This is a genomic window from Pseudoalteromonas fenneropenaei, assembly GCF_042643375.1.
Lineage (GTDB): Bacteria > Pseudomonadota > Gammaproteobacteria > Enterobacterales > Alteromonadaceae > Pseudoalteromonas > Pseudoalteromonas fenneropenaei.
The window spans coordinates 1-21,631 of record NZ_JBHRSD010000002.1 but is presented as its reverse complement, the minus strand read 5'-3'; the positions used below and the strand labels follow the sequence as shown (position 1 = coordinate 21,631).

Here is a 21,631-nt window from a genome sequence, read left to right as displayed (position 1 = left end):
TCAGTTTGGGTTATTGCCGATAGAGGCTGATCCGCTCAACGCTTAACTCTGCGTTTTGCCCATTACGAGGTGTCAGTACCACTTCAACCTCAGACAAATTATCAATGCCTTGATTAAGGTGTAATTTATCTAGCTCTTCGGTTACGTCCAGTACCAATGTCAGGCCATTACCACCATGCGCTCTATCGCGGCGAGAGGCATCTTTGATACCAAACAAACCGAGTGACTCTAGCAACACTTCCTGCCCATCGAGTTTCAGATGAACATCTATGGTGATCCCTTCACGTTTAGCACGAATTGATTCTAAATTTAGGAAGTAGCGATCGGGTTCACTACGGTTAGACGCTGTGAGTAAATTAGCAGTAAAGCTTTTTGCACTGCGTGCCATCATGCGCTTGTCGAGTTTTACCACGCTATGCGCTTTTTGATTGAGGCTAACCACATTATCGTTAGCGCCTAACAACTCGGCATGCTTAGCAGGAGTCGCTGTTGGCATCGCTGCCGCTTTCGCCACGCTCGCTAAGCCCAAGTTAGATACACGTTGGATAGAATGCGAAGCAGGAACTACATCACCGTTGCTTAGTGGATCGTAGCTATAACCCAGTTGCTCAGTGCTTAACACATCTTTTGGCGCGTAACGCCAGCTTTCGCCATCAGGCATTGGCATCATAAATGGACGACCAATTGGCCCTTGCAACCAGCTTTGGTCTGCTGGATTGGCTCTGCCATCACCTAAGCTTAACCAATAAGACCAAAGCCTATCTATATTCGCATGATGTAAATAGAAAATCGGGTCAAGACCCGCCAAGTCTGGATCTGCCATCAAACCAGGGTCGCCATTTGGAGCTGATTGACCTACATCCACATGCACAATGTTGTGTGGTAAAGACTCAACCCCACCAGAAGCACCGCCGCCATGATTAAAGGCCGTTTCAGGGCCTCCGAAGCCAGGGTTACCGCCAGCAGATGCGCCAACAAAGCTAATAATATTGAGCTTTTTCAATGAAACATCATCAGCTGGTAATGGGAGAGTTGGGGGACTTACCTGCGCACCATAACGTTGTTTGATAAACAACGGGTTAGGCGTACCATCTGGCAGTGTAGTCGCTTTAAATGCAGGCGGTAAATCGCGCGCTTGCGCGTCTGACGCACTATAGTCCCAATAAGGTAGTGCCCAATCACTAGGACCACCGAGCTTGACAATCGCTTGTCTCACGTTGGCTTCAAGCGAGATTAAATAACCACGATGCCATGGCAGGAAAAACCAGGATTGGTGCTGACATTGATTCCAAAAAATCGCCTGCTCGTCCTTACTTGGTAAAGGTTCACCTGGTTCATAATAACCATATTGTTGCCAGTAAGAGGTACCGCCTTGCGAGAAATCTTCACCGTGGATAGCAGCCAAATAACGCCAACCCGTTTTATCGTTGAGGGGACGCATCATCAATTCGGCAACGCCTTTTGCGTACCAAAATAAGATTGGATCGTTAAAATCCCCGCCGTTTGCCCAAACACTTTTCCGAAAGTACATAATCAAATTCCTTAATTAATCTTGATTAAATTTAAAGCAACTACACCGCTCCTTGGTTTTCAATGTCCTGTAAGTCTCTCAAAAACACGCAAAGTTAATTAAGCTTTGCAAAGCCCAACTCAACTAGATACAACTGCTAATGTGTCTACTTTTAGCGCTCTTGCAGCCCCAACCTCTTGTACCACTTTATTTAAAGGACGAGGTTCAGCACTGATGCAGAGGCTAACCACTACAGCAACAAAGCGAACAAGCGTCATCACCCAAGGGCGCCCAAAGTCAGCTAAGCTTAGTTACTTTATCCCATTTTACATAACGAATATTTTACAAATTAAATAAAAACGATTACGCGACATTACACGATGTAAAATGAGCGAGTGCGCAGTTAGGGATTTGGCTTAGGTGGAACAATGCTAAGTATTTGCTTTAATTAAATAATGTGGATGAAAAATGAGAAATTGCCTTGTGTGTGGCCATGGCATGAATGTAGCGATAGCCGATAGAGCTACCGCTAATTTGCGTCATGTTGCAAGCAAAATGTGGGTTACTGCTCTTCGTAAAAACGCAGTAACTGATCTTTTAGGTTTGCAGGTACACCCTTGATGGTCAAGGTGTCGGTTTGGCTATTATAAATCACTCGTTCGCCAAGATGCTTACGCTCAAAACTTACGCTCACCCCGCCACCAACGCCAGAAAATTTCACCATGCTAGAGACAGTCTTTTTATCAATGGGGAAACTCTCTTCTAACGCGTAGCCTTGATCTTTATAAAAATCACTAAAGGCAATATCGCCAGACTTAGACAAGGTATCTGACAAGCTGCTGACTTCTGCGTCTTCGCCGGTAGCTAAACAATCATTACAGTAATCAAACACCTCCTTACGCAGCGTGTCTTTTTCCTGCTTATCAAACTGCTGTTCACTTAAATAGTCTTCAACGGCTTGCAACATCACCGTGCTTTGCTGCTTAGCGTCAACCCCTTCTTCACAACCTAAAAAGTCTAGGAAGAAGTCTGCCACTTTGCGCCCTGCGCGGCCTTTAATAAACGAAATATAACGGTTTTGCTCAGCTTCAACGTCCCATGCAGTTAAATCTACCCGAGCTGCCAATTGCATACGGGTAATGTCCAAATGCTTAGCGGCAGATAAATTTAAGTCCGACGTTATCGCGTAGTGTTCTTTGATATTAATAAGCGCAACCAACACATACTCAGTGGCGATATAGCGATAGTGGCAAAAAACTAAATAGCCCGTTTCATGGAAGGCGTATTTATTCAGCTCTTCTTTTAATACCTCAGTCGCTTGCTCAGTAACATGCCAAAAACCCAACTCTTGGTTGCGATAACTTTGTAGTGCACTGGCGACCACACTATTTTTATCGCTCGAAAAAGCACAGAAGCCTTTGCCCGGCTTACCGTTGTAAGCATGGTGTAACTGTTCGATAAACACATTGACCTTGTCGTTAACTGACATTTCATCATTACGTAAATGAATTTGTGTTTCTTCGTCTTGCTTGTCGACATAATGAACGACTAATTTATTAACCTCGATGCTCATGTTTGTTTTTCACGCCTCTGGTGTTAAAATCTGAGATTATTATCATTTAGTTATAGAACAATCGATGCCTATTTTATCCAAATACCGTAATGAACAAGTAGAACAAATTGTTGACCAATTGCTAAAGGTCTTAGCCGATCAACAAGCACCGGTTGATTTAAGCCTGATGTGTTTAGGGAATTCTATCACGCACATCTTAAATGAGCATGTACCAGCGAACAAACGTGCTGCAGTTGCCGAAAATTTTGCCAAAGCTTTGGTTCAATCGGTAAAGTAAACAGATGAATCTCAACCCACAACATCAATTTGCCTCTAAGGCCAGTCAGTTACTTAGCTGGGGCCATTGGTTTACGTTTGGTAATATCGCCTTGGTATTGCTGATCAGTTTAAGCTATTTGTGGGCTGATAGCGCTCCAACCACTTGGTTAGGACGCCTTTATATGGTGGTAACTTGGTTAAGTCACACCAGTTTTATCACCTTTTTAGCCTTTGTACTGACAATTTTCCCACTAAGCCTTGTGTTTCCCTACCCTCGTCATATTCGAGGTATGGCAGCTTTAGTCGCCACTTTAGGACTCAGTGCACTCAGTTTAGATGCGTTCGTCTATTTTCAACTCGGCTATCACCTAAATATGGGCTCGTTGGGAGAAATTGTCTCGTTACTTTGGCAAACACTCAACGGCCAACCCGCTTTAACCACTATTTTAGCAGTCGGTTTAGTATCGAGCTTTTTTGCTTTTGAACTCCTTATCAGTAATTTTGCGTGGCGCCATCTTGCGGAGTTAAAACAGCTGAGATTTCCTCGCTATGCAGCTGCAAGTTTAGTGTCGTGTTTTGCATTAAGCCACAGTATTCATATTTGGGCTGACGCCAATTCGTATTTTGATATCACTAAGCAAGATAACGTGTTACCTATGTCTTATCCAACAACCGCGAAAAGCTTACTTGCACGCCACGATTTGCTTGATATCGACAGTTATAAACAAGCCACTACGCTTGGTCTTGAGCATCAGAAAAGTGCGTACGTTGCGCCCGAATCGCTACCTGAGTGCAAAGCCAACGCGCAGCAACAAGTAAGCGTGCTAGTATTTGCTAACCAAACTCGACTCAATGAGTTTCTTGCAACACAAGCAGACTTAACTCAGTACAAAGGCTTACTACAGCCAAGTCTGCACGATGACAGTATTTTTAATTTAATCTACGGTTTGCCTGCGTTATATAAAGCTGCGCTAATGGATAATCAACAAGCTCCCGTGTGGAGTAAATCCCTCATTACGCAACGAGGCTTTACGCAACTGGAGTTTTTAACACCAAACCCAGATGCGGCAATTGAATTTATCTATCTTGATAATGACGCGCCACTGCCTAGCTTTGCACCTGAACACCAGTTAGTCGCTTTTAGCCTTGCGGCACCAACTCAGCAAATCCTCGTGAATGGAAGTTTCTACACTAATAGTAGTGCTTTTAAACGTTTAAATAGCCTGCTACAACCTGCTGATATTACTGCGACCTTATTGGCAGCAACCTTAGGTTGTAATGACCTTGCTAGTGTTGCAACCCTTGGTCATGACGTGGTTAGTCAATCCACAGAACAAGGCGTAAACTACACCCAAGGCGTTTTTGTCGCCTACAAAAAAGACCGTATCACTTTAGTGGCTGCTGATGGCAGTTACAAACATATTTCAGCCGCAGAAGGCTTTTTAATTGACCAAAAACTAGATGTACCTTTTTTAGTGCAAAGCATAAAACAGCTAAAACGTTTTTCGCCCAAAACCCAGCAATAACTCGCAAATTTATGGCTGCTGCACTAAAGTAAGCGTAAGGCTAGCCCACATCTTATCTTACAAGGAAGGCAGAGGATGAAATGGATTTTAATGCTGCTGTTACTCAGCTCAACTAGCTTAGTAAACGCCCAAACCAAACAATATAGCTACTATAAATGTACTACCGAGCGCGGCGTGGTTTATAGCCAATTCCCCTGCGCTGGCAATGCGATGATGCAAACACTTGAGCATACTGAGCCGCAAACTGTAGTCCCCACAGAGCAACATAACAAAACCCTCAATCAACTAGAAAAACAACAAATAATACGTAATTTAGAGCGTGAGATCCGCGCTAAAGAGCAGCAAATCGCGGTGTTAAAGCGCAAATATGATACCGCGGTGCACGACGCTGAAGACAGCTTGACCCGGCTAATGGACGATAAAGAAAAACGTCGTAAAGAACGGGAAGTTAAACGAAAAGTCCAAGCTCTCAGCAAAACCCATAACGCCAAATTAAAAGCGCTTGAGAAAGACATAAGCGAATTAGAGAAAAAACTCAAAAAATTTACAAAATAGCCGGCATTACGGGTGACTTTTCAAGCGAGACGCAATACAGTCAAAGAAAAAGGCAACGTTATGCGTCCAGAAGACATCGCCGAACTTATCCTAAGCGGTTTTGCTAAACACTATCGTTTGTTTCAAAAAATCACTGCACAAGCGCCAATTGCCTTTGCGAATAGAAATTGGGACGAAATACAGCGCATCAGCCGCTTACGTATCAGTCAATATGATACCCGCGTGGATGAGACGATTAGCGCGCTGGCCAAGGCTGCTCAGCTCAACCAGCTTGATACTGAGCTTTGGCATCAAGTCCGTGAGGCATATCAGCAGAGATTGGTGTTTCACCCCCAAGCCGAACTGGCTGAAACCTTTTACAACTCAGTATTTTGCCGCTTGTTTCATCGCAGGTATTTTAATAATCATTTTATTTTCGTCGAGCCAACGCTAAAAGACGCCCCAGCGTTACCTGTAGAAGCTGAGTATCGCAGTTATTTTCCAGTCGTTGACGGTCTAAAACCCACCATTCGTAAAATCATCAGCCATTTTGGTTTTGGCAGCGCTTTTGTCGACTTAGAGCAAGATATTCGTCAGCTGATGAAAGCGTTTTTAAAACAAGCGCCAGATACCCATCATCAACGTTTTCAAATGCGCTTTGATATCCTACAAGCCCCTTTTTATCGTAATAAAGCCGCCTATATTGTGGGTCGAGTAGTATCGTTAAGTGGCGTGCAGCCCTTTATCATCGCGATTTTGCACGACGGTGAGGCGGGTCTTAGAATTGATGCTCTGATCACCCAATCTAGCCAAATGCGGGTTATTTTTGGCTTTGCACGCGCCTATTTTCTCGTACAAACTCATGCGCCATCCGCCTTAGTGCGGTTTTTAAATGAGCTAATGCCAAATAAAACCCCAGCTGAGTTGTATAATGCGATTGGCTTTCACAAACAAGGCAAAACCGAGTTTTACCGCGAATTACTTGGCCAGTTTGCTCATACCGATGAACAATTTATGCCCGCTCCGGGTACGCGCGGCATGGTCATGATGGTGTTTACATTGCCGTCTTTTCCATATGTTTTTAAGGTCATTCGCGACAAATTCGCCGAAAGTAAACCGTTTGGTAAAGACACCGTTATTGCACGCTATCAATTAGTCAAAAATCACGATCGCGTTGGCCGTATGGCAGATACGATAGAGTACTCGAACGTGGTCTTCCCATTGGAACGCTTTAGCCCAGAACTGCTCGAGGAATTGCACAGCAGTATCAGCGAGAATCTTGTCATTGAAGATAACCTGCTGATCATCAAACATTTGTATATTGAACGACGCATGACGCCTCTCAATTTATACTTGTTGAATTGTAATGACAGCGACGCCCAAACGGTGATCAGCGACTATGGTCAAGCCCTTAAAGAAATGCTCGCAGTGAATATCTTTCCCGGTGATATGCTGTTAAAAAACTTCGGCGTCACAAAACACCAACGGGTTATCTTTTATGACTATGACGAAGTGCAATATTTAACCGACATGCGTTTTCGTGCGTTACCCAAAGTCAGCGCTGACGACTATTTCACTGATAGTGGTGAAGTTTCCTGCGCACCGCAAGATGTCTTTCCCGAGCAGCTATGTACATTTGTGTTACCAGACCCTAAACTAAAGGCCATGTTCCTCGCTGCTCACCCAGAGCTTGCAACGGTCGAATATTGGCAGCAGGCACAAAGAGATATCCAGCAAAAAGTGCTGAAACACATCTATCCCTATCCACAACAACAAAGGTTTTACCTGACACGTGAGCCTTAAACAAATGAAAGGAATGTTGTGAACATCAGTAAAATTGATTTAAATCTGCTTGTTTATTTAGACACGTTATTACGCGAATGTAATGTTACCCGTGCAGCGAATCAGCTCAGTATTACGCAACCGGCTATGAGTAATGGCCTAAAACGGCTGCGTAATCTCTTCAACGATCCGATTTTAGTACGCACCAGCGAAGGCATGGTGCCCACCGAGCGCGCATTAGAACTACAGCCGGTGATCCGCGGTATTTTAATGACCTTGGAAGAAACCCTAGCGCCAAATCGCGAATTTGAACCAACCCAAAGTAAACGGGTGTTTCGCATCATGGCCAGCGATTATGCAGCCAGTACTCTTGCGCCAAAACTTTTATATAAACTTCATGAAGAAGCGCCAGATACCACCTTAGATATTCTCACTCCAAGCGACGTCACTTTTCATGATGTGGAAAACGGCAAAGTGGATATGGCCATTAACCGCTTTGAAAACTTACCGCAATCGTTTCACCATAAACGTATTTGGAAAGACAGTTTCTGCTGTTTGGTGAAATCGGATAACCCTATTATCAAACACTTTAGCCTTGATGCTTATTTGAAAGCTCGCCATATTTGGGTCAGTAAAACTGGCTTTGGGGTGGGTGTTGGTATGGACCCTGCGGACGTGCAAAAACTCGGTTGGGTTGATGAAGCGCTCGCGCATTTTGGTAAGCATCGCAACATTGCCACCTTTACCCGTAACTATCACGTTGCCATTCACTTAGCCAAAGAGCAGAATTTAGTGGCAACTTTGCCATCAAAAGCTGCCAATATCTATCGTGATGACCCTGCCCTTACCGCACTTGAGCCACCGTTTCCAATTCCACCGTTTGAACTGGATATGATCTGGAGCCCATTATTACATCGCGATGCCAGCCATATTTGGCTAAGACAAAAAATTGCCGAAGTCGCCGAAGAGTTAAAGTAAACAATTGTCAAAGCGAAGCTATTGCCATGCGATATAACAGTGAATGTGATATCTGAAAATAACAACGCAATGGGTTAACACAATTACCTATTGTGCTTATCTAAAAGCTTGCAGCTTGGCCTGTCAGGTTGATATTTAACCTGACAGGTAGTTTTGAGCGAAAAGCAGATCTTCGCCTTATCTATTTTCGGCTGTTTGTTTACAAGTTTCTCGTATAGTCAGGAAAACGAGTGATTCGGTTGTTTTCATCCTCAAGCAATTTTAGCTTTAAAGACAGAAAGCTATTTGTAGCAATAAGTTATCTGATATGCTAAAAATCTTGTTAGTAGAAACTCGAGGTGGTTTGGGGCAGAAAAACGACCGAATCGCTCGATATTAAATTGTTATGCTTCAGAGAGCGATCAGATTTTATAATCTGTATGATTAAACTAATTATTAGAGTAGGTAAATGACACAAGCAACCGGAGGCGGGGCAGCCACAAATAGCGGGATTGACTTCCAGCAAAGAGTCGCGGCCTTCTTTGTCTTATCAATGGGGTTGAATTTAGACTGCTCCAATATCCTTGAGCGGGAGCAAGAAGCGAAAATATGTAAAGTTTCATTTGAGACGGAGGATGCTGTCGATGATATTGTTATCACTCATGAGAATTCTAAAACATACCTACAAGTTAAAAGGAAACTTTCTCTATCCGATAAGGTGAATTCTGAATTTTACAAAACGATTGATCAGTTCGTTAGGCAATATAAAACCTCTCAGAATAAGTGTGAGTGTTATGTAATAATAACTTCGAATGAGTCATCGAGAAAAATCCTTTCTGATCTCAGAAAAATAACTATATCGACAAGGCTTAATGAGGCCTCCCTTCAAGATAACCCCATGTCCAAGTCGGAAGAGCAGACATATAAGAGCTTATTAAGCTGTATAAACAGATCATTAAAGAAAAATGGATATGTGGATAATGACGTCGATGTTGCCCACAACCTTATACGTCAAATATATATCATTGCTTTAGATATAGAAAATAACGGAAGTTATGAAAAAGCATTTTTAGCATCAATTTCAAGTCAGCTGTCTACTAATCCTGAGTTGTTGTGGGGGTACTTAATATCAAAGACACTGGATTGGTCCAAAGGGCGTCAATCTGTTGATGTTAATGGAGTAAACGCTGTTATAAAAAAGTTCATCAACAGAAAAGATTCTGAGAGCGGAATCGGTCAAGATAATAGCACGCTTTTCAAAATGCAGTTTGACCCAGATAAGTACGACATTTGCTCTGGAAGAGAAGTCGTAATAATAGACTCTTTTCTACCTGAATTTGAGATTGCTTTATTAGAGCTCTATAGGTTTGATGATAATGGGGAGTTTAGGCTCAAGTTTCATGACCGTGAAATCGAAATGGGCAATGGCTCCAGGTATAAACTATACGGGCGGTTTTCAACGTATTCAGGGGCGGAAAGATTTATAAAAGAGCAGAAATGGATTCAAGATAAGAAGATCATGATAGGGCCGATAAATGGTGAGCATGACTTTGATTCTAGTCCGATAGCTGTTGCATATTCAGAAAAAGTACGAAATAAGGTTCTTGGTAATAAAGAGATATCGAAGTGTATTCATTGTCAAGAAGGTCTTTCTAATTCCTCAATCCTAATTGAAGTTAACGAAGAAGGCTTGCCTTTTGATGCCGGAATGATTCATCAACGATGCCTGCGGGAGTCAGATAGAGTTCTGGGTATTGCAAACAATCCGGGCATGGATGAACATCCTGAGTTACAAGATTTCGATTATCAAAAATGGTTCTTTAGTCTTGACCAAGGACAAGCCTTATGGGCCGGTTTTTCAGCAATTAACCAAAAAATAAAGCATGTTTTGTGGAACTCTAAATCTTCTATTAATAGGGGCGGCCATCTTTGTATTAAAGCTGTCTTGGATGATGGAGGTATTAGATATGTGCAGGAACGCGGACGTGTTCAACGCTATGATACAGAAAGAGCCGAGTTAGTATGCAGTCAACTCAACAATTGGATTGCAGATTCAAAGGAAAGAGGTAACCCTCTTTGTTATTCGTCAAATGGCGATATACAAGGGATGCATGATGATATACAAAGCAATTCAAACCAACCAATTGATTTGATTGAATGCTTAAGGTTTGAAATTACTCAATACACTCGGGGAATATCGCAACTCCATGATAAGGTAAAGAACTACTATGCTCCATTGGTTTCATTTGTTGATGTTAAAAGCAACGACCCATTACTAGTGAATAATTCCGCTTTTCTAGTTACAACACCAATGGATCTAAAAGTTTACCTTCAAAACTGGTCTAGTATTGGTTTCACTTATAAGTCGTACAAGCTAAATATTATCGAAACAGATGAAGATTTTGATAGATTTATGATCTGGACAGCTGAGCGAGGATTTAGCGTTCTCGTTGATCCGTTTTTCAATAAATCTGGAGAACTCTTAAAAGGCGCTGTAGTTGAAGACATGGAATTTCTTAATAATGAGGTTGAGTCGACAGGCGTTAATTCTATTTTGTTCATTATTGATAATAAAAATGGCACATTTACACATCTATTCAGAGATTTCGATAACGACTTAACGTTGCTGCTCAACAGAGAATGCACTAGCGATACCTGTAATTGTATGGGTTGCCAAATGTATGCTGTTAGGGTGCAAATTTATGGTGAAGAGAATCTTGATATTAGGAGAACTAGTGATACTACTATCGCTTTAAATTTAGGAGATAGCGATACAGACTGGGAAGAAAGCTTTATTGAGGACAATAAGGTGAGTTGGAGCGATTGGGAGAGCGTGGTATTTCAACAGCAAGCATAACAAGTTGCTGCACGCGGAAAAATTAGTCGCTACGCTCCCAATATTCCGGTGAGCAAGGCGTTGCCCCCAATTAATTGATAGTCACTGTCAGTACAAAATCAGCTAAAAGTCATATGGACGTCAGGTATCCGAAGACTACTTTCTTTAGAATCTCTGGGTTAATTAATATTTAAGTGTTTTTCAATTGAGTTACCTTAAATATGGCATTTAAAACTTTCTGATTAAATGAGGGGTTAACCTATGAATAGATTTTGCATATCAATTTTTCTATTACTTTCTACTATAAGTTGGAGTGGGAATAGTTATGGCAAAGGAGTAACTCTCGCGCCCGAGAGTCCTTATTTTGGCGAAGAGCCACCCGGCTTAATACCTAAACTTTTTGCTCCCAAAATAGTCTCTCCAGAAGGGAGGTTTGATCATGGTTCGTTTACGCCTGATATGAAGGAGTTCTACTTCACTAGGAGACCGGGTAAATCTAAAAAGCGCGAATTTTTTGTTATCCGATACGAAAACAACAGATGGAGTCAGGAATCTGAGACGGATATTCAGTGGCCCCAATTCTCTGCTGACGGCACTGTTATGTATGTTGGAAAGGAGTATAGGGAGCGAACGGAAACAGGTTGGTCGGAACCCAAAAGTCCTGGGGCGTTCATAAATAATATGGCGCATGGAAGATCGGTCTCGTCCAATGGAACTTATTATTTTACTGCTTATAAAAAAGAGGACGAACCAGGCAATGGTGCTATCCACTATTCTCGTTTAATAGGTGGAGAGTATGAAAGTCCAATAAAAATGAGCGCTGGGATTAATTCAGGAAAATATATCGGTGGCTCTGTTATTTCCCCTGATGAATCCTATTTAATCTGGTATATGGAAAGAGAGGATGGGCATGGAGAGTCAGATATGTATGTCAGCTTTAAACAGAAAGACGGCTCTTGGTCGGCCGCGATAAATATGGGCTCAATAATAAACACTGAAATGCAGGAAAGTGCTCCACAACTGACACATGATGGAAAATACCTATTTTTTACCAGGGGTGAGTGGAAAGTTGAAGAAGATGGAACCCACACCTATATAGGAAAAAGGTATTGGGTGGATACTCAGGTTATTGAGAATCTCAGACCCAAACTTTAAGTCATATAACAATCTCAGTAAGTGCGACGCCAAAATACGGCGCGCCTTCTTCGGGCGTTGGAACATATAAGACCGTCAGAATTGCTTATATTTTATTAATCGTACCTGACAGGTAAAGGTAAAACCTAACAATATGCACTATTTAAAATAGCTTTTTGAACATTGGATCATATAGCCTTAAAACTGAAAAGGTTTATTGTGATGAATTACTAGAAATACATTAATAAACTAGGTGATTTAGGGCCGAAAACAAAAAGGCGACATTGCAGTCGCCTTTTATTTTTAACGGCTTAATAGTACGCTTCCGCTTAACAATTCCCTCTCAGCAGCGTCCTATTATTGGCCCATATTACATTTCTAAACAGGCTTTAAAGCGTAGGTATTGTTCTTCACTTATTGGTAGTTCAGCAGTGTTTACGTAGCCGCGAATACAGGCTTCCACTTGCAGCTCTGCACCACTTAGCTTCTCTTCAAGCATGGCCACTTGCATGTTCATTCGCTCACTTTGTAGCGTTTGTGGTGATGGGCTTGTAGTAAGGATCTCTAAGCGTAATAACCAATCATTTGCCGACAACTCACGCTCTGGACGAGCTTTCCAGCGCTCGGCTAACTGTTCAGTGCGCAATGACTCCAGTAACTCGTCGTAAGCCTGCTGCTGCTTTGCTTGCTGAAGCTCGGCAACTTTGTCGTTAAGAGCATTCATCATGGCTTGCTGTTTTGCACGCAGTGGCTTGATTGGATTAAAATCTCGTAACTGCTTAAGCAACTGTTGGCACTGTGCTAAAGTTGCGACTTGTTCACATTCTTGCGCTATGGCATCAAGCTGCTGGGTTTGCTGTTCGGCTTCCGCACTTTGCGCTTGCTTACGTTCGTTGAAAGCCGCTTGGCGTTTGCCAAACACCTCATCGTTCACCGCACGGAAACTTTGCCATAACTTATGCTCTTGCTTAGCACCCGCGAATCCAATGCCTTGCCAAGTTTGTTGCAAGGCTTTTAGCTGCTCACAGGCTTCATCAAGATTCTCGTTACTCAATTGCGCTTGCGCTAAAGCCAAGATTTCCGCTTTTTTCGCTGCGTTATTGTCGTAACTGCCTTTTAATTGCAGCCATGCCGCATCTTGCGCAGTTTTAAACTCTGCCGATAACTTCTGATAGCTGTCGTTATCGAGCTTAGGCGCATCACGCCATTGTAATTTCAGCTGTTGGAATTGGCCTTCGTACGCTTTCCAATCGCTTACAGTGGCAGCGGTATCACTCAGCGCCTGCATTTGCTGGATAATTTCCTGACGCGCAACTATTGCTTGTGCTTTTTGTTGCTCTAGCTCAGCAAAATACGCGCGGCATGGTTCAAATGCTTGCTCAAGAGCCGTTTCAAACGCTTCGCTTTGTGCTACTTCTTCTGCGGTAGTTGCTTTACCACATTCATTCCAACGCTGACGCAACGCTTTTACTTGCGCGGCACGTTGTTTGGCTTGTGGTGCAACTTCAGCTACTAACTCTGCCACTTCGGCAAGAATTTCCGCACGTTTTGGTGCAGTGGCGTATTTCTGCCAATCTTGGATCTCAGCTAATTTGGCTTGTAGTTCATCATGCAGCGCGCTAAGCGGCGCCTGATATGCAGCAGTTAACTGCTGATATTCGGCGATAAAGCCTTTAAATACGCCAAATGCGACGTTAAAACGACCTTGCTCAATTAAACGTTTGGTGTCGAGCGCCTTTTTACGTGCCTGTTGCTGCGTCGCTTTTTGCACTGTTACTAAAGGAGCGATTTTCTCAGCAAAAGCAGTCACTTCAGCACGTAACTTTGCTTGTAACGGCTTTCTAAATGCCACGTCAATGTGGTGTAACTGCGCTTTAGCAGCAGCATGGGCTTGCTGATGAGTTTGCTCAGCGCTGTCAAGCTCGGTAATGTCATTTGGCACCGCGCAGTTTTGTAATGTAACAAAGGCGGTTTCAAATTGATTAATGGCAGAAGCAAGTTTAGGTAAAGATTCAAGCTTTTGTTGTAACTGTGCCAATACTTGCAATGCTTGCTGTAGCTCGGGTAACGAGGCGTATTGGTGCGCGCTTAATTGCGTTACTGCTTGGCTTATCTGGGCTTGTACTTCAACTAAGAAATTGCCACTAAGTAGCTGCTCTATATCTGCGCACAATGCTTCACATTCAGCCACGGTTTGCTCAGCTAGCTGCACTGCTGCCGCTTGTTGCTCTCTTTGCTGCTCTTGCTGTTGTACTTGTTCATATTGAACTTCTAAACGTGCTAGGTGGGTACTTAACTTAGCGTTTAGAGTATCAAACTTAGCAAGGTTTTCCTGTTGAAGGGCTTCAGTTAACCAATGCAGTTCAAGATCTGTCCACTGAGAACGCAACGCTTCTGCTTCACTCTTAACTTGCAAATAATCCTGCTTTTCACGTAAGTAGTTCAGCTTAGCCAGTATCAATTTTGCGGCTTGCGTAACTTGTTCTGGCATGACTGCAGCTAAGTGCTGCTGCTCAAGGAAAGCTTCCAACTCGGCTTTAACTTCGCCTTGGGCATGTTTTAACAACGCTTTTTGTAATTGATATTGGCCAACTAACTCAAGTAGTGCACGTTGCAGACGTTCATCACCTTCACGAAATGCTTTTTCAATCAATGAAGCATCCGCTAAGCGTTTTAGCAGTTTCACCCTAAGCCCCGTATCACGGTCGTTAAATGCGAGTTTCTCGAGCACTTTTGCTGGGGCGAGTTTGTCTATGTATTCATCGCGAATATCATGGCTTAAGGCGTCGTTAGCGTTTAACACGGCGTTGCTTATCTGCGCTAACGCATGCTCTTTAAGCTCCTGATCTTTCTTAGAAGCCTGCCACCATAAGCCTAAATCGTTGAGCTTACTTAAAGCCTGACGACGGATCTGTGCTGAACTGTCCTCTAACGCCATTGTTGTTAAAATATGCTGGTCTTTTTGCACATCTAATTTGTCTAGCGCCGATTCTCTAATATGTAGCTTCGGGTGTTTCCATTTTGGTGTAAATAAATGCTTAAAGATCATGTTCACTAAACCTAGCAATTTCGTTTTCTTGGGTAAATTCTTGTTGTAATTCACGCTTGGACTTTTGCACCATTTCGCCATTGGCACCTATGGTGAATTGCTCATTGGTTTGCGCTACTTTGGCTTGGTAAAGCATAACCAACTGCATTGTTTGTTCTTTTTGCGCTTCGCTCAGTGGTGTGCCATCTGGCCATTTGCCAGTCGCAGCACCATATTGCAAACGCTCATAAATTTCTGGGGTAATCGTACGAACTAGGTTATCGATATTCATGTTACTTTTTCTTTTTTAAGTAAACTAAAATCACGCGGTTGACTAGGTACCAAGCACAGCCGATAAATACGGCAGCACGACCTAACAGGTGCTCCAGTGAGCCTTGTGCTGGCATACGCCAGTACAAATAGAAAAAACCACCTAGAAATAAAATTAGTGCAACAAATGACCAATTCAGCAAGCGTTGCTGTTGCTTAACTCTATTCTTGGCTGCAATCGCGGCTAACTCTTCTGCGCTTAGCTCTCCCATTACTGTTTTACAGTGTGGGCAAGCCTTGTGGCGACTTGAAATAGACTCATTACAGTTTGGGCATTGCACAATTGCCATATACACACTCCAACAGTCATACCAACAGTCAATTCCCGTCGGCAGGCGCAAAAACCGGATAAACAAAGGGCGCCTTTTTGGCGCCCCACATTGTACTTGTTTTAAGACGGATTGTCTTTTTTGAATTTCACCCAATATTCATCTATTGTCTGCTTCATTTCTTTACGCAGCAACATAATGCCTATCAAGTTAGGTAAGGTCATTACCACGATTGCAACCGCCGCTAACTTCCACACTAACGTAGTATCGGCAAACGATGCCCAGAAGAAGCCAGCAACATAGAACACGCGGTAAGGCATCACTGAACGACTCCCCAACAGATAAATCATCGCGCGGTCACCATAGTAAGACCATGCAATTGCCGTCGAGAAAGCAAACAGCAGTAAGCCAATCGATACAATGTATTGTCCACTATCACCAAAGAAACCTCGTTGGAAAGCTTTAGTGGTCAGCTCTGCTGAGTGGACTAATGATTTCCCTTTGAGGCTGATGCTTGGGTCAACTGGCAAACCGTCTTTAACCGCCACAACACCGGTGTAAACATGGCGCTCTGTAATACCAAAACGAATTTCTTCGCCAATTGAGCGAGAGTGAATGACCGTAAAGTCTTTATTCACCGCTTTACCTTGAATGACGTTGATATCGCCCGTGTATGGCGTCACATCGCTTGGCTTGCCATTTAAATAGTTGTAAAGCGATTCACGGTCTTGGGCATTTTGCTCTGAATAAGTGCCCTTCACTATCATCATTGAAGAGCGCTCAAAACGGGTTTCGAATTTCTCAGTCCAAACGCCTGAAGATAAGATCACTAAGCCTGTCAAAGTACAGATAATAATAGTGTCGATAAACGGCTCAAGAATGGACACCATACCTTCTGAGACTGGCTCATCGGCTTTTGCTGAAGCATGTGCGATTGGCGCAGAGCCTTGACCAGCTTCGTTTGAGAAAAGTCCACGGTTAACACCACGGTTAAACGCATAAGCAAAAGAGGCACCTAGGAAGCCGCCCGCAGCTGCTGAACCAGTAAAGGCGTTGGTGAATACCGATAAGAACGACGGGATAACATTTTCGTAGTTATACAAAATCACCCCAAGTGAGCCGATGATGTAAACCGCGGCCATAAAAGGCACCACGCGTGACGTGATAGCCGCGATACGCTTGATACCACCTAAAATCACCAGCGCCAACAAAATTGATAATACCGCACCAGTTAACATCGGGGCGATACCAAAAGTGGCTTCCATACCCTGCGCTATGTTGTTGATTTGCGGCAAGCTACCTGTACCAAATGAACTGATCACAGTTGCTATGGCAAACAAAATCGCCAACCATTTCATTTTTAGGCGGCGATCCATATAGTACATCGGGCCACCCGCCATTGAACCATCGTCTGTTTTTACGCGGTATTTGTGTGACAGGGTTACTTCCACGAATTTAGTGGTCATACCCATAAATGCTGTCATCCACATCCAGAATAGTGCGGCTGGGCCACCAATTGAAATCGCCAGCGCTACGCCACCGATATTACCTGTACCCACTGTGCCAGAGAGCGCCGTTGCCAGAGCTTGGAAATGGGTGGTATCGCCTTCTTGGTCTTTCTTATCATATTTACCAGAGACAATACGAATGGCATGTTTGAAATAACGGATCTGAGGAAATTTCAGATAGATAGTAAAAAATAAACCGACACCTAGTAACACGTACGGAAACCAGGCTGCTCCCCCAAGCAGACTATCCAAATAGTCTAAGAATTGTCCAAATGCGTCCACGATTATTCCTCTTATTTTTAACGCAAAAGGCAGTCATATTATGACTGCCTCAATTTCATTATTGTTATCGTAAGTGGTCTACCACATTAACCACTGCTGCTAACATATCCTGTCCGAATTGATAAGAACGTCTGTCTGACCAACCAAAATGCGGATCTGGCAAGTTGGCATTGTCTTTAAACGGCATTTCCACAGTGTAAGACAACGCTTTAAATGCCTCAGCAACGGCACATGAAGCAACCGTCATATTTGCCTGACCTGGTTCATCTTTGGTGTAGCCATAAACATCCTGAAACTCAGGTGTAATGGTCAATAGCGCCGCTTTAAAGCGGTTTTCTAAATCGGATAAACGCGCATCGTAGCTCGGCACACCTTCACTACCCGCTACAAAGTTGTACGGTAGCGCTTCATCACCGTGAATATCTAAAAACATATCAAGGCCAGTAGCGTGCATTTTGTTTAACACGTAATACACTTCTGGGCTTTTCTCTAAACTCGGCGTTTGCCACTCACGGTTGAGGTTTACGCCAACGGCATTGGTACGTAAATGACCACGAACACTACCATCTGGGTTCATGTTTGGCACCACATAGAATACTGCTTTGCTTAATAACGCAGCGGCGTGTGGATCTTCATCATCTAATAGTTTGTGTAACAAACCTTCGATAAACCACTCAGCCATGGTTTCGCCCGGATGTTGACGCGCAATGATCCAGATTTTCTTTTTGCCTTCAGCTGGCTCACCAATTTTCAGCAAGCTCATATCACGGCCATCTAGCGTTTGCCCTAAGGTCTCGATGTCAACCAAATCATGAGTTTGTGCAAATGCTAACAGATCAAGATGGCGCTCATAGCTATAAGGCGCAAAGTAAGCAAAATAAGTATGTTTGTGCTCAGGCTCTACATCTATGATAAGTGTGCCTTTTTCATAACGGCTTGGCACGCGGAACCAAGTCTGGCGGTCGTAAGAGGCAACTGCCTGATAACCTTCCCAACCACCTGGGTATGCTGAAGCTTCTAAACCATTAATATGTAGGCGATGCTCAATAAATGGCGTTGACTCTAAGCGGAAATGAAACCATTGGAAAAACGCTGAGCCATTGTCCGGGTTTATCTCAAGTTGAATATCAAGTGGCTCGTTAGCTGCAAGCACCTTGATATTACCACTATCGAAATTACTATTAATCTTCATTGTTTAGCCCTAATTATCCAGTTTTACGGATGATTTTTGTTAAGTCTTGTGAGCGATATGTAGCACAACGCCGCAAGCGTATCACAGAGGTCTAAAATCAAAAACCTCAAAAATGTAAAAAGCCAGCAGTCGCTGGCTTTTTAAGATAAACGGATTAACGTGGTAGGCTTGGGAAAGTGATTTCCGCCATGTCACGCATCACGCGAACTACCTGACAGCTATAACCAAACTCGTTATCGTACCACACGTACAGTACAACGCGTTTTTCATCAGCGATAGTGGCTTGAGAGTCAACCACGCCCGCATAACGGCTACCCACTAAATCGCTAGATACGATTTCAGTTGAAGCTGTGTAATCAATTTGGTCACGTAGCTCAGAGTAAAGCGCTGTTTCACGTAAGAATTCATTTAATTCTTCACGGGTAGTCGCGGCTTTCAAATTGAGGTTAATGATAGCTAAAGAAACGTTTGGCGTAGGAACACGGATAGCATTACCTGTTAGCTTACCAGCCAATTCTGGAAGCGCTTTAGCAACGGCTTTCGCAGCACCCGTTTCAGTAATAACCATGTTAAGTGCCGCTGCACGACCACGGCGCTCAGCTTTGTGGAAGTTATCAATCAAGTTTTGGTCATTGGTGTAAGAGTGAACAGTCTCAACGTGACCGTTTTCAATGCCAAACTTGTCGTTGATTGCTTTTAATACTGGCGTGATAGCGTTAGTGGTACAGCTTGCTGCAGAAACAATCTTGTCTTCGCTTAGGATAGAACCATTGTTAACGCCGTAAACCACGTTTTTGATGTCGCCTTTAGCAGGTGCAGTTAATAGCACTTTTGCCGCGCCTTTTGATTTAAGGTGTAAACCAAGGCCCGCTTCATCTTTCCAAATACCTGTATTGTCAACGATTAATGCATCTTCAATACCGTATTGAGTGTAATCGATTTCGTCCGGTGAATTTGCATAGATCACCTGAATGTAGCTACCGTTGGCTTTAATCGCGTTCTTTTCAGTATCAACTGTGATTGAACCGTCAAATGGGCCGTGGATTGAATCGCGACGTAGTAAGCTAGCACGCTTTTCTAAGTCACCATCTTTACCACCACGTACTACGATAGCACGTAGACGCATATCAGCATGAGCACCACCACGTTCAATCAATAAACGCGCGAGTAAACGACCGATACGACCAAAACCGTACAGTACGACGTCGCGGGCTTTTGATTTTTGATCGTTGTTCAGTAACTCAGCCAATTCTGCAGACAAATACTCTTCGATTGAACGGCCTTCGCCTGCATTTTTGTAAATATAAGCATAAGCAAGTTTGCCAAGGTCGATACGCGCTGGCGACAACTTCATCTTGCTGATTGCTTCTAGGAAAGGAAAACTCTCGCGTAAACGTAGCTTGCTAGCTTCGAAGCGGGCTACTGTTTTGTGCGCTTTGATCACATCAATCGTACTGGCGCTGACCAGCGGACGACCATAGATGGCAACTTCGATACCAGAATTGCGGTACAAACGACCAATGATTGGTAGCATGTTTTCTGCGTAATCCTGGCGCTCTTGCCAGCTGTTTTGATATTCTTGCTCGTGAGATAAGGTCATGTTTCTTTGCCTAATAAACAATTTTCTTTGAACGGATAGCCTTCAGGCAGCTTGCCTAAGGCGCCTGCATTTTAAAGGAAATTGCAATCATTCTCCACTGTTACTCGTCAAAAGCTTGGGCTAGAATAAAGTCTTAGTATGAGAAGAGAGGAAACAAGATGGCGGTTAAACAGGCATTAGCGCTTGCTGCTGTAGTATTGCTAGGCGGGTGCGATGACACGCTCACCTTGAACAAAATCTGTGAATCAACGCCGCATATGTGCTCCGATTTAAACACTGATAGCCACTGTAAAGATGAACGTGCCACGTTGATTTTCTCACGCTATGAAGAACATTTACGCGCCACAGAGGACAATAAGTTTGATTTGCTGAAGAAATTCGAAAAATATGACAAGTGCGTTTATCGCGCCTCGCAAATTGAACATATTAAGCTAAAAGAAAAAACCACTTCACGCGTCAATGGTCATTTAACAGCGCAAAAGGAAATGTATCGTCTTTATCAAGACACTAAAGAGACAAATCATCCGGGTTTGCTTTATTTCCACTGGTCGCGCAACAATGACCAAACTGCCATGAATAAACTGTTGGCAATTGAAGAAACACCCGCGGTGAAAAACGACGCAGAGCTACAACTGTACTTAGCGACCTACTATGCCAAATTTGATGACACAAAAACCATAGATATTCTCTATAACGTATTGGAATTAAATAAGACGGGAGAAACACCCAACCCGGAAGTCTACACGACGTTGGTGAGTCTTTATGGCAAACAAGAAAAATATAAGCATGCTTACGTATTTGCCAAAATTGCTGAGCTAAGTGGCTTTAAAGACATTGATATTTTACCGATTAAACATCAGCTTACTAGCCATGGTCGCTCGCTTGATACGTTAGACGAGCTTGCGTTAAAGACCTTTAACAGTATTCAGGCGGGTGAATTTATCTCCCCTCGTGGTTTATAGTACGTGGCGGGAACCCTTCCCGCTTTTAGCTAACAACTCACTAAAAACTGTATAAGTCTTGATTACCGCCAAGTTCATATCAATTAAACTGGCTAGTGGCAAAAACTGCCACCAGCCAAGTTGCACTCAACATTCGCTTATCTTTAAGCCTAATCAGCAGCGCAAGCGTAAGTCAAAACTTCCACCACACCTTAACACATAGCAGGTGTTTTTTGCGGTACTTCTCACGGCAAAAACGTCACAGCAAAAAAAGAAAAGGCAGCCTAAGCTGCCTCAGACTGTTGAAAAAGGGCTAGACACAGATCTAGCCCTTTGATCTAATAAGCACAGTGAGTATCGAGAGTTCACCA

Annotated in this window: 16 protein-coding genes; 8 read left to right on the top strand and 8 right to left on the bottom strand. The window is 43.3% G+C overall.

Features of this window, described 5'->3' with window-relative positions; genetic code table 11:
• Positions 1-10: 10 nt before the first annotated feature.
• Positions 11-1,531 carry a tyrosinase family protein gene (locus ACFOEE_RS01385; RefSeq protein WP_377120159.1) on the bottom strand — a complete coding sequence of 507 codons (1,521 nt, stop codon included), beginning with the start codon at positions 1,529-1,531 and terminating at the stop codon, positions 11-13.
• A gap of 541 nt (positions 1,532-2,072) precedes the next feature.
• Positions 2,073-3,083, bottom strand: coding sequence for a nucleoid-associated protein YejK (gene yejK, locus ACFOEE_RS01380; protein ID WP_377120157.1), 1,011 nt, complete (start codon positions 3,081-3,083; stop codon positions 2,073-2,075).
• 64 nt (positions 3,084-3,147) lie between these two features.
• Here yejK and ACFOEE_RS01375 point away from each other — a divergent pair, with 64 nt between their 5' ends.
• From ACFOEE_RS01375 to ACFOEE_RS01345, 7 genes are all read left to right on the top strand, one after another.
• Entirely contained in the window at positions 3,148-3,360 is a 213-nt protein-coding gene (locus ACFOEE_RS01375) for a YejL family protein (RefSeq protein WP_377120155.1), read from the top strand.
• A gap of 4 nt (positions 3,361-3,364) precedes the next feature.
• Positions 3,365-4,867, top strand: a complete 1,503-nt coding sequence (locus tag ACFOEE_RS01370) for a DUF3413 domain-containing protein (protein ID WP_377120153.1) — start codon at positions 3,365-3,367, stop codon at positions 4,865-4,867.
• Positions 4,868-4,942: 75 nt separating this feature from the next.
• Positions 4,943-5,422, top strand: coding sequence for a DUF4124 domain-containing protein (locus tag ACFOEE_RS01365; RefSeq protein ID WP_377120151.1), 480 nt, complete (start codon positions 4,943-4,945; stop codon positions 5,420-5,422).
• Positions 5,423-5,482: 60 nt separating this feature from the next.
• Positions 5,483-7,204: a bifunctional isocitrate dehydrogenase kinase/phosphatase gene (gene aceK / locus ACFOEE_RS01360; RefSeq protein WP_377120149.1), complete on the top strand. Its 1,722-nt coding sequence runs from the start codon at positions 5,483-5,485 to the stop codon at positions 7,202-7,204.
• A gap of 18 nt (positions 7,205-7,222) precedes the next feature.
• Positions 7,223-8,161, top strand: coding sequence for a LysR substrate-binding domain-containing protein (locus tag ACFOEE_RS01355; protein ID WP_377120147.1), 939 nt, complete (start codon positions 7,223-7,225; stop codon positions 8,159-8,161).
• Positions 8,162-8,609: 448 nt separating this feature from the next.
• Positions 8,610-10,997: a hypothetical protein gene (locus ACFOEE_RS01350; RefSeq protein ID WP_377120145.1), complete on the top strand. Its 2,388-nt coding sequence runs from the start codon at positions 8,610-8,612 to the stop codon at positions 10,995-10,997.
• 240 nt (positions 10,998-11,237) lie between these two features.
• Positions 11,238-12,131, top strand: coding sequence for a hypothetical protein (locus ACFOEE_RS01345; RefSeq protein WP_377120143.1), 894 nt, complete (start codon positions 11,238-11,240; stop codon positions 12,129-12,131).
• A gap of 349 nt (positions 12,132-12,480) precedes the next feature.
• Here ACFOEE_RS01345 and ACFOEE_RS01340 read toward each other — a convergent pair whose 3' ends face one another.
• The 6 genes from ACFOEE_RS01340 to ACFOEE_RS01315 all read right to left on the bottom strand — a co-directional run bounded on the left by ACFOEE_RS01340 (position 12,481) and on the right by ACFOEE_RS01315 (position 20,319).
• Positions 12,481-15,159, bottom strand: a complete 2,679-nt coding sequence (locus tag ACFOEE_RS01340) for a DUF349 domain-containing protein (protein ID WP_377120141.1) — start codon at positions 15,157-15,159, stop codon at positions 12,481-12,483.
• Positions 15,149-15,430: a YeaC family protein gene (locus ACFOEE_RS01335; RefSeq protein ID WP_377120139.1), complete on the bottom strand. Its 282-nt coding sequence runs from the start codon at positions 15,428-15,430 to the stop codon at positions 15,149-15,151. The genes ACFOEE_RS01340 and ACFOEE_RS01335 overlap by 11 nt, the downstream gene beginning before the upstream one ends.
• A 1-nt stretch (position 15,431) precedes the next feature.
• Positions 15,432-15,758 carry a hypothetical protein gene (locus ACFOEE_RS01330; protein WP_377120137.1) on the bottom strand — a complete coding sequence of 109 codons (327 nt, stop codon included), beginning with the start codon at positions 15,756-15,758 and terminating at the stop codon, positions 15,432-15,434.
• A gap of 101 nt (positions 15,759-15,859) precedes the next feature.
• On the bottom strand, positions 15,860-17,527 hold the full coding sequence (locus tag ACFOEE_RS01325) for an alanine/glycine:cation symporter family protein (protein ID WP_377120135.1): 1,668 nt from the start codon (positions 17,525-17,527) through the stop codon (positions 15,860-15,862).
• Positions 17,528-17,591: 64 nt separating this feature from the next.
• Entirely contained in the window at positions 17,592-18,719 is a 1,128-nt protein-coding gene (locus ACFOEE_RS01320) for a M14 family metallopeptidase (RefSeq protein ID WP_377120133.1), read from the bottom strand.
• Positions 18,720-18,873: 154 nt separating this feature from the next.
• Entirely contained in the window at positions 18,874-20,319 is a 1,446-nt protein-coding gene (locus ACFOEE_RS01315) for a glyceraldehyde-3-phosphate dehydrogenase (RefSeq protein ID WP_377120131.1), read from the bottom strand.
• A gap of 158 nt (positions 20,320-20,477) precedes the next feature.
• Between ACFOEE_RS01315 and ACFOEE_RS01310 the strand changes: the two genes are divergently transcribed.
• Positions 20,478-21,281 carry a DUF2989 domain-containing protein gene (locus tag ACFOEE_RS01310; RefSeq protein ID WP_377120129.1) on the top strand — a complete coding sequence of 268 codons (804 nt, stop codon included), beginning with the start codon at positions 20,478-20,480 and terminating at the stop codon, positions 21,279-21,281.
• The last annotated feature ends 350 nt before the right edge of the window (positions 21,282-21,631 follow it).

Coding starts and splice junctions, on each gene's coding strand:
- ACFOEE_RS01385 (WP_377120159.1), bottom strand. CDS start 1,531: ATGTACTTTCGGAAAAGTGTTTGGGCAAACGGCGGGGATTTTAACGAT.
- yejK (WP_377120157.1), bottom strand. CDS start 3,083: ATGAGCATCGAGGTTAATAAATTAGTCGTTCATTATGTCGACAAGCAA.
- ACFOEE_RS01375 (WP_377120155.1), top strand. CDS start 3,148: ATGCCTATTTTATCCAAATACCGTAATGAACAAGTAGAACAAATTGTT.
- ACFOEE_RS01370 (WP_377120153.1), top strand. CDS start 3,365: ATGAATCTCAACCCACAACATCAATTTGCCTCTAAGGCCAGTCAGTTA.
- ACFOEE_RS01365 (WP_377120151.1), top strand. CDS start 4,943: ATGAAATGGATTTTAATGCTGCTGTTACTCAGCTCAACTAGCTTAGTA.
- aceK (WP_377120149.1), top strand. CDS start 5,483: ATGCGTCCAGAAGACATCGCCGAACTTATCCTAAGCGGTTTTGCTAAA.
- ACFOEE_RS01350 (WP_377120145.1), top strand. CDS start 8,610: ATGACACAAGCAACCGGAGGCGGGGCAGCCACAAATAGCGGGATTGAC.
- ACFOEE_RS01345 (WP_377120143.1), top strand. CDS start 11,238: ATGAATAGATTTTGCATATCAATTTTTCTATTACTTTCTACTATAAGT.
- ACFOEE_RS01340 (WP_377120141.1), bottom strand. CDS start 15,159: ATGATCTTTAAGCATTTATTTACACCAAAATGGAAACACCCGAAGCTA.
- ACFOEE_RS01335 (WP_377120139.1), bottom strand. CDS start 15,430: ATGAATATCGATAACCTAGTTCGTACGATTACCCCAGAAATTTATGAG.
- ACFOEE_RS01330 (WP_377120137.1), bottom strand. CDS start 15,758: ATGGCAATTGTGCAATGCCCAAACTGTAATGAGTCTATTTCAAGTCGC.
- ACFOEE_RS01320 (WP_377120133.1), bottom strand. CDS start 18,719: ATGAAGATTAATAGTAATTTCGATAGTGGTAATATCAAGGTGCTTGCA.
- ACFOEE_RS01315 (WP_377120131.1), bottom strand. CDS start 20,319: ATGACCTTATCTCACGAGCAAGAATATCAAAACAGCTGGCAAGAGCGC.
- ACFOEE_RS01310 (WP_377120129.1), top strand. CDS start 20,478: ATGGCGGTTAAACAGGCATTAGCGCTTGCTGCTGTAGTATTGCTAGGC.